The organism is Flavobacterium sp. LC2016-13 (assembly GCF_009707955.1).
GTDB lineage: Bacteria > Bacteroidota > Bacteroidia > Flavobacteriales > Flavobacteriaceae > Flavobacterium.
Map to the genome: position 1 here is coordinate 37,344 of NZ_WMDQ01000022.1, position 7,441 is coordinate 44,784.

The 7,441-nt window shown below is 33.3% G+C and carries 7 protein-coding genes; 1 reads left to right on the forward strand and 6 read right to left on the reverse strand.

Going from position 1 to position 7,441, the window contains the following annotated elements; genetic code table 11:
- Window positions 1-12: 12 nt before the first annotated feature.
- The 4 genes from GKZ86_RS24405 to GKZ86_RS25650 form a co-directional block, all read right to left on the reverse strand.
- Entirely contained in the window at window positions 13-1,512 is a 1,500-nt protein-coding gene (locus tag GKZ86_RS24405) for a ferritin-like protein (protein WP_154785636.1), read from the reverse strand.
- Window positions 1,513-1,831: 319 nt separating this feature from the next.
- Window positions 1,832-2,875, reverse strand: coding sequence for a hypothetical protein (locus GKZ86_RS24410; RefSeq protein ID WP_154785637.1), 1,044 nt, complete (start codon window positions 2,873-2,875; stop codon window positions 1,832-1,834).
- 18 nt (window positions 2,876-2,893) lie between these two features.
- Window positions 2,894-4,426 carry a sulfatase-like hydrolase/transferase gene (locus GKZ86_RS24415; RefSeq protein WP_154785638.1) on the reverse strand — a complete coding sequence of 511 codons (1,533 nt, stop codon included), beginning with the start codon at window positions 4,424-4,426 and terminating at the stop codon, window positions 2,894-2,896.
- Window positions 4,427-5,326: 900 nt separating this feature from the next.
- Window positions 5,327-5,548: a transposase gene (locus GKZ86_RS25650; RefSeq protein ID WP_317173654.1), complete on the reverse strand. Its 222-nt coding sequence runs from the start codon at window positions 5,546-5,548 to the stop codon at window positions 5,327-5,329.
- A 232-nt stretch (window positions 5,549-5,780) separates the two neighbouring features.
- Here GKZ86_RS25650 and GKZ86_RS24425 point away from each other — a divergent pair, with 232 nt between their 5' ends.
- Window positions 5,781-5,996 carry a helix-turn-helix transcriptional regulator gene (locus tag GKZ86_RS24425; protein WP_154785639.1) on the forward strand — a complete coding sequence of 72 codons (216 nt, stop codon included), beginning with the start codon at window positions 5,781-5,783 and terminating at the stop codon, window positions 5,994-5,996.
- Between the two features lie 66 nt (window positions 5,997-6,062).
- On the opposite strand, the gene GKZ86_RS24430 is transcribed toward GKZ86_RS24425, so the two are convergent.
- Both GKZ86_RS24430 and GKZ86_RS24435 read right to left on the reverse strand, forming a co-directional pair.
- Window positions 6,063-6,458, reverse strand: a complete 396-nt coding sequence (locus GKZ86_RS24430) for a hypothetical protein (protein WP_154785640.1) — start codon at window positions 6,456-6,458, stop codon at window positions 6,063-6,065.
- Window positions 6,459-6,460: 2 nt separating this feature from the next.
- Window positions 6,461-7,441, reverse strand: a 981-nt coding sequence (locus GKZ86_RS24435) for an RHS repeat domain-containing protein (protein ID WP_195936696.1), incomplete at its 5' end; no start/stop codon positions are given.

A 7,441-nucleotide genomic window follows, 5' to 3' on the forward strand; every position in this document is an offset into this window, starting at 1 on the left:
ATTAATTTGAAACTATACCAGATTTTCTTGTGTCAAGTGCACAATAGCCTGCAGCAGCTTTTTATCAGCTTCTTGTAATCCATTCAAATATTGAATATGCGGCTGATTCTTAAAGTCTTTTAACTCTAATATGATATTATTTGATGCTTCGAGAAGATCTCTGTGCAACCTCCATCTATTGTGTTCTCCAAATGGTAAATCAAATGTATAAGGAAGTGTAAACGGAGGCCCGGCCATTTTGCTGCTATTTTTAGCTATAGGAGTTTGAACCAGAATAGTCGCTAAACTTCGTAAATTATACATTTCTCCAAAGGAAGAATTGATAATCATACCACGAGGAGAAGTATTTCCCGAATGATTATAACCATCATCTAATAAAAAACTATGATTTAGAAAATTAAGCAATAATCGATAACGGATATCACATAAATTCGCCCAAAGTATGGCTTGAGGATCTGTAATTTTATCGCTTTCGGCTTCTATTGCTGCAATATTATTATACTCAGATTCTTCGGGTATATCCGTTTTTGGACCTACAAAAGGATTGGTTGCTACATTACGGGAAGGCTCAAAATTTCCATTATTTTCTTTTAATATTTCTTTGTACTCTTTGTAGATATGCAAAAAACGTTCAAAATGTGATGGCGTATCATCCTGTATATCTAAACCTTCACCTTGTTCTGCTATTTCGCTCAAGGCATTATAGGCATCGTCACGAGATAATAATGGTGCAACTAATACATCAGGGCTTTTGGTATAAATATTTTTGCCATCACCTCCTCTGTTACCTCCGGTATATCCACGGCCCCATTCGTCAAACTTGGCCTGATAATTATAAGTTGCAGCTTGAAAAGTTTCATCAGATATAACTTTAGGATCTTTAATTAATTGAAGCAATACGATAAACAAAGCTCCAACTGTATGCGGATCATCTACGCTTATATTTACAGATTTCTTAATTTCGATGGCTAAAGGATCATTGCCTTCCAGCCAATCAGAAGGAGCTTCGGCATATACATACTTCGCAAGCGAGGAAAGAGAAAATCTTTCTAAAGTAAAAGGGAAAGGATAAAATGGGCTATCCCAGGGGTAACTTTCTCTGCCAAAATTTAAAGGTGCTCCGATCACTTTTAATACATTTTGAACCGAGATAAAATGTCCCATTTCTTCTTTGGCGATACCCAAAATTATGTTTTGCCACGTATGAACTTTTTCCTGATACTTTTCCGGAATTTGGCTTCCGCCGATGCTATATGCGGAATAAAGGTATTGTAACATTAATCCCTGCTCTATTTCGGCATCAATCTGAAGCAGCATAGTAATGTAATCTTTACCATTAAATTCAGATGGTACTTCAAAAGGTTTTGCTTTTTCTAATTTATCATAACTGCTTACGACATTATCAGTAGCCATAAACATATTCTTTGAAGTGCTCTCCTTTGGATTATTATTGGCTTTTGCCCATTCTAATATTGGTGAAATAAAATGATCTCTTTTCTGATTGTAATTCATAATATATTATTTAGTTAAATTTCTATTTAATTATATGCTACACTTTACATCATAGTCTTTTCTGTGTTCATAATATTTTTCTTTATAGTAAGGTTTTGGATATGTATTTAGAAGAATACATAAGCATTGCCATGAATCTAAATTACTGGAGATACAAAATCAATTAGAAAAAAATGACACAAAGCGGAAATTATAAGTCACAAGACTGGCTATATACGGAATAAGATATACAACAACATAAAATGCGCAAAGTCCGGATGAACTGCTACACAAAAGTTCGTCTCAATTTGAGGGCAGTTTTATGGGAAAAAAAGTCAAATTACATTACCACCTTTTTTTCAATGCTTACTTTTGCAACGAAAGAAGATACTGTTTTGCTATCAGAATTATTTTCGACTACATAAATTCCTAATATATTATTTCTATATACTGTATTAGCACTTGTAACACTTGAATCCGGAAAATCAATATCAGTCCAATTTGCTTCTCCAAATGATCTGTCAGAATTTCTGTTTACAGAAACAAATGATGCTCCGTTTTTTTCTCCATTTAGAGTAATCCAATCCGACGGCATATTATAGCCATTATCTTTAGAAACTGTAATACCTTCAAAATGAGTAATTATAGATAAAGCAGTTTCGTTCTTGTAACTAAATGATTTTAAATTACTGGTTTCTTTTGTTTTAGAATTGTAATCTACCAAAAAGGCCTGGCTTATTTTTCCTAATTCGGGACTAGTATACCCTCCGGCCATTGTATAACTGTCTCCACCATTATGCCAAATACCATATAAAGTAGTAGTTAATGAATTTGGTACTTTAAACTCGGTACATTCCTTATTGAGAATATTGTATAAAAATGCATATCCGTTTTTATCATTTTCAACATCATAGTTACCAACAGCAAGATCGCCCATTACACTGTGAACAAATACATTATTGGTGTTTCCTCCATTTGGTGATACCTGAACCCATGTTCCTGAACCATCAACAGAACCTTCGTAATAGAATCCGAGATTTCCGCTTGGAGCTTTACCGGCAGAAGCTGAAATTTTATAAGATCCAACAATTTGTACTGTGCCGTTAGGTCCGTTATTGGGGCCATAACAAGAAGTGTTAACAACTGTTGATGCTGGTGTACTCGGGAAATTAACAACATGCCATTTCCCTTTTCCATTTGCTTTAAGCGTTCCTTCGTAAATTAATCCCTGAACAAGATTGTTCTCACTTAATAAACTTCCTGCAATGTATACATTTTCAGAGCCTGCAACTCCTCTTATTCCCTGTATAGTTGTTTGTCCCGCAGGATTATTAAAATCTGTATAACTTACTGTGTTCTTTTCTTGATTTGTATTTTGTGACATAATATGTATGTGTTTTTATTAATTGAACTTTGTGGTACTATAAACATCTTTTGGCGTATTAACCCAGAGTTTTTCTATCTCAAGCTGATGCAATTGCTCTTCTAAATCTCTTCTAATTTCACTATATGCCGGATCGTAAGCTAGATTTGTAATTTCTAATGGATCATTAATTAAATCATATAATTCATATTGCTTGAAATAAGCTGTTGCTGCATCAAAATAATAATCGAATTTCCATTTTTCTGTTCTGATGCAACGAATACGATTAGCAGCTTTTACGATGTTCCAGTTACTATTAGAACCAGCTTTAATATCATCGTAAGTAAATAAGATACTATGCTGAACAGGAGTATTATTCTCCATTATAGGAAGTAAACTTGTACCTGCAAGTCCTGTAGGTGGATTTGATACATTTGCGATATCTATAAAAGTGGGCATAATATCTATCAATGTTGCCAATGCCATTGATTGTTTTATGCTGTGATCTTTAAATAATATTGGATTTGAAATTACAAGTGGTACTCTTAACGCTTCTTCATAAGCTACAAAAGTTTTCTGACGCAGGCCACCGTGGGCCAGTCCCATTTCTCCATGATCTGAAGTTAAAGTAACAATTGCAGAATCTGCTAATTTATTTCCATTCTCATCTTCCTTATATAATTCTTTAATTAGGTATCCAATTTCCTTATCAACATGGCTTAATAAATAACCATAAAAATTAATATAGTTTAGTTTATCCTCTGTAGTAGCTATTTCACCCAGACTTAATGCCATATTGAGTAAAATTTGTTCCTGAGCCATGGGTTTTTTATTTTCAAGCAAATTTTCATTTACAGTAGCCGGAAGTCCAATTTCTCTGCCTGTCCAGCTTTCCGGATAGTACCCTGAAGTACCTGCGGATTTCGGATACGCTAAAACATCATGCGGATTAACAAGTGAAAGAATAAGACAGTAAGGTTTATGATTTCCTGCAGCCCTTTGAGCTTTTACTTCTTTCAAATATTGTATGGCTTCGGCTGTATATTTTGCATCATGATTTGCATACCCGCCACCAAAATTAAGCGGATTAACATCTTCTCCTGCATCTGGAGCAACCCAGCCCATTGCACCGTATAATGAAATATCTGCAGCGGTTAAATCTTCGTAATTTGTTTTAGTGCCGTTAGGAGCGACTCCTTTACTCATGTGCCATTTACCTCTATATTGCACATCATATCCATCTGCCCAAAGTACATTCATGATATTTGGCAGTGCATTGCTAAGTGTTGGTTCTTGCGGTGATAACAGACCTCCTTCAGTTAAGGTTTGGCTAACTCCATGTTTGGCAGGATAAGTTCCTGTAAATAACGTTGCACGACTAGGAGAACACATACAGGTATTACAAAAAGCTCTGTCAAAACTAAATCCATTCTGTTTTAGAAAAGTAAGGGTAGGAAGATTTTTTTCCTCCCATCCTACAGGGAAATGTTGTGTTGCGCGTTGCTCATCGGTAATAATTAAAATCATGTCTGGTTTTTGACCAATTTGATTGAGTTTTTCTTTTAAGTCCATTGCTTATTGATTAAATTATTAAATAAAATGTATGAGGTATCAATATTGCCAGAAATACTGATTTGGGAATAATCTATTTTGTTTGTTAAAAATTATAGCATTGAAAAATTATAAAATCGAATAATTCAATTAACAAGAATAAAATTACACTATTAGAATAATCTCACACAACGTATAAATACCTGTTTTACAAATACATAAGAATAAATTAAGAAATCACTCAGAAATTGTCATATTATTCCAGATTAGAGTTGGTCGTTAATTATCCTCAAAAAAGTAAAGCTATAGGCTATTCTTAATAAAAAAATCAATTGGAGTAGACACTTTTTATAACAAAAAGTTAAGACATTTTTTAGAAACATTACAGAAATAACTATTTCAAAAAAAATCAAATAAGATCAGTAGTCAGCGATTTTACTTTTATAGCAACATCTTGGCAAATGTCTCCGACTTTGCGCCACTTTAAAAAAAGTCTCATCAAAAACGAAAACCCCATAAAGTCTCCGACTTTAAACTAAATTTAATACAGATTATATTTAGTAAACGATTTAGAATCTAAAACATCTACAACAGGATTATCTGCTTTTTCGATCGTTATCAATCCGTTATCATTAACGTAATTGCTGGCGCTGGAATAAATGTAATCCGATGCTTTTGCAACAAGTCCGGCTCTAACAGGATTTAATGTATGTAATCTAATTTTGACCGCATAAATTTATTGGTATAAATTTCTTCAGCGTGATTTCCGTATTACCAAAACTGATATTCTTTGTTTCTCTGATGGCTTTGAGTCGCTAATTTAAAGCGTTCGAGCATCCATTCTCTCCTACTTTCCGGACTGTTCTTTATTTTATCAAGAATAGATTTGGCTATAAACTTTTTAAAATCCCTTATCAAGTCTTATAATTTCTCATCTTCTGACTGTACAATTAAATGAATGTGATTACTCATAATGACATAACCATACAAAATCATTCCTTTGTTTTTTATACAATAATCGAAACACTCAATTACGATATCTCTATAAGTTTGTCGTGTAAAAATATCAATCCAATCTACGACTGTTGGCGTTATAAAATGTGGCAAAGTTTGATCTCGAATTACATATCCTTCTTTCATCATTGTTTTTTTTCTTACAAAAATAACTGTCTTGACTTACAATTATTCTTTTGAAAGTTGTTTGTGAAAATTCGGGAGACTTTCAATTAGATTTTGATTTTTGTAAGAGCATAAAAAAACTCGCATTGATGCGAGTTTTTTTTATTTCTTTTATTTTATTTAGATTGCGGGCGCAAAGTCGGAGACATTTGCGCAGCGTTGACGATGAACTATTCTTCGCAGAGCGGGATTACAGTTGCTCGCCAAGCGACTAAAAGAAATACGCTCTGAAAAGGGTTTATCACAAGAAGAACTTGCATACCGTTCAGAAATAACCTTATCACAGATTGCTAGAATCGAAACCATAAGAATAAACCCTACTGTCAGTACAATATTCAAAATCGCTAGAACTTTAGAAGTTCCACTTAGCGAGCTGTTTAATTTTGAATTACCACCTTTTACAAACGAATAAACTTTTGATTTTATAAAAAAAGCCATTCCGTTATGGAATGGCTTTATGTAATTGTATTTAATCTATTTAGGCATTTTTATCAATAATAAATTTAAAAATATTATAAAAAACATGCCAGCTGTTTTCTTCCAGAAATAATTTGAATTGATTAGAATTCGTGAATAATGTTAATTCTCTATTGGAAATCTTTTCAGAAGGATTTATTTTGATGTTAATAAAATCAACTTTTATTAAATCAGATAAATTATACCAATTCTCATTAAGAATAATAATTCTTTCATTTGTAAGAAGCCAACTGTAAGCTTCAGATTCATTATAATAAATAATACCTATTTCATCAACTCGTAAATGAGTTGAAAATTTTTGTTTTTGCGATGAAGAAGTTTTTTCCCATAAATAAGTTTTATGAAAATTAATTTGGCTTCTTTCAAATTTTCCCTTTATTGCAGAAATACTAAACATAGTTAGAATGTTTTTGAGATTTTTATTGTAGTATCTGTAGTCTTTTCGACTGTATAACCTAGCCTTTTCATAAATTCAGCATTTAGAATCAATCTTTTTTCAACAATATCAATACCTTTTATTACGATTTTTGTTGCACCAGCAGATTTTGCTTCAGCTTCGAAAGCTTTAACTAATTTAACCAAACTAGTTCCCTCTTCTAAACTAGCTAAACTTTGCACTGTTTTCGTAAAAACCCCTCCTGACAAAAAAGTTTTTGCTCTAACATAAAATCCTCCTATCTGAGCTACTTTAAAAGCTCCACCGCCACTAATAAATTCTAGCCCACCTGCACCCCCAAGAGGCTTCATCATCATTATCGTTCCATCATCATTTAATAAATAAGTAAAACCTGTTTCAGGGTCTGTCCATTCTCTATCTCCTTTCATGCGTATCCAAGTTCTTTTCAGAAAAGATTCTTTACTTACATCTGTGGAAACCTTAGTTCCAGCGGGTGGAGTAATTTGCTTCACTCCCTTTTTAGGAGGGTCTTCACTACTTTCGCCATCACTTGTAGTTTCGCCTGTATTACTTGAAAATGTACCATTATTATTATTTGTCCAAGTTGTACCACTAGCAGAACTCATTAATTTATCCATAAATGACTGTGACAGCATTCCATCAGGGTCAATAAAGTACACAGGATTATCCATTGCATAATTATATGGTGACCATCTACGACCTTCTTCAGCTAATGGGTCAATGTTCATCCAACGCCCAATTGCGGGGTCATAATTACGTGCGCTATAATCGTACATGTTAAGCCCCAGTTCGTCTTGGAATTCCATTCCATTAAACTTGAACTTATTATTAGTCGCCACATAATCATTATATCCTTTGTGTTTTAATCCAAAAGGATAATAATTATTTTCTTCGATAATTTCAAGAACTTGGGTTGTTGGGTTCTTTGCAAAACTTACTCGTATGTTGCCTAAATGATCCTT

Excerpts from the sequence above, each read along its gene's own strand:
- GKZ86_RS25650 (WP_317173654.1), bottom strand. The coding sequence starts at position 5,548 with ATGATGAAAGAAGGATATGTAATTCGAGATCAAACTTTGCCACATTTT.
- GKZ86_RS24405 (WP_154785636.1), bottom strand. The coding sequence starts at position 1,512 with ATGAATTACAATCAGAAAAGAGATCATTTTATTTCACCAATATTAGAA.
- GKZ86_RS24430 (WP_154785640.1), bottom strand. The coding sequence starts at position 6,458 with ATGTTTAGTATTTCTGCAATAAAGGGAAAATTTGAAAGAAGCCAAATT.
- GKZ86_RS24415 (WP_154785638.1), bottom strand. The coding sequence starts at position 4,426 with ATGGACTTAAAAGAAAAACTCAATCAAATTGGTCAAAAACCAGACATG.
- GKZ86_RS24410 (WP_154785637.1), bottom strand. The coding sequence starts at position 2,875 with ATGTCACAAAATACAAATCAAGAAAAGAACACAGTAAGTTATACAGAT.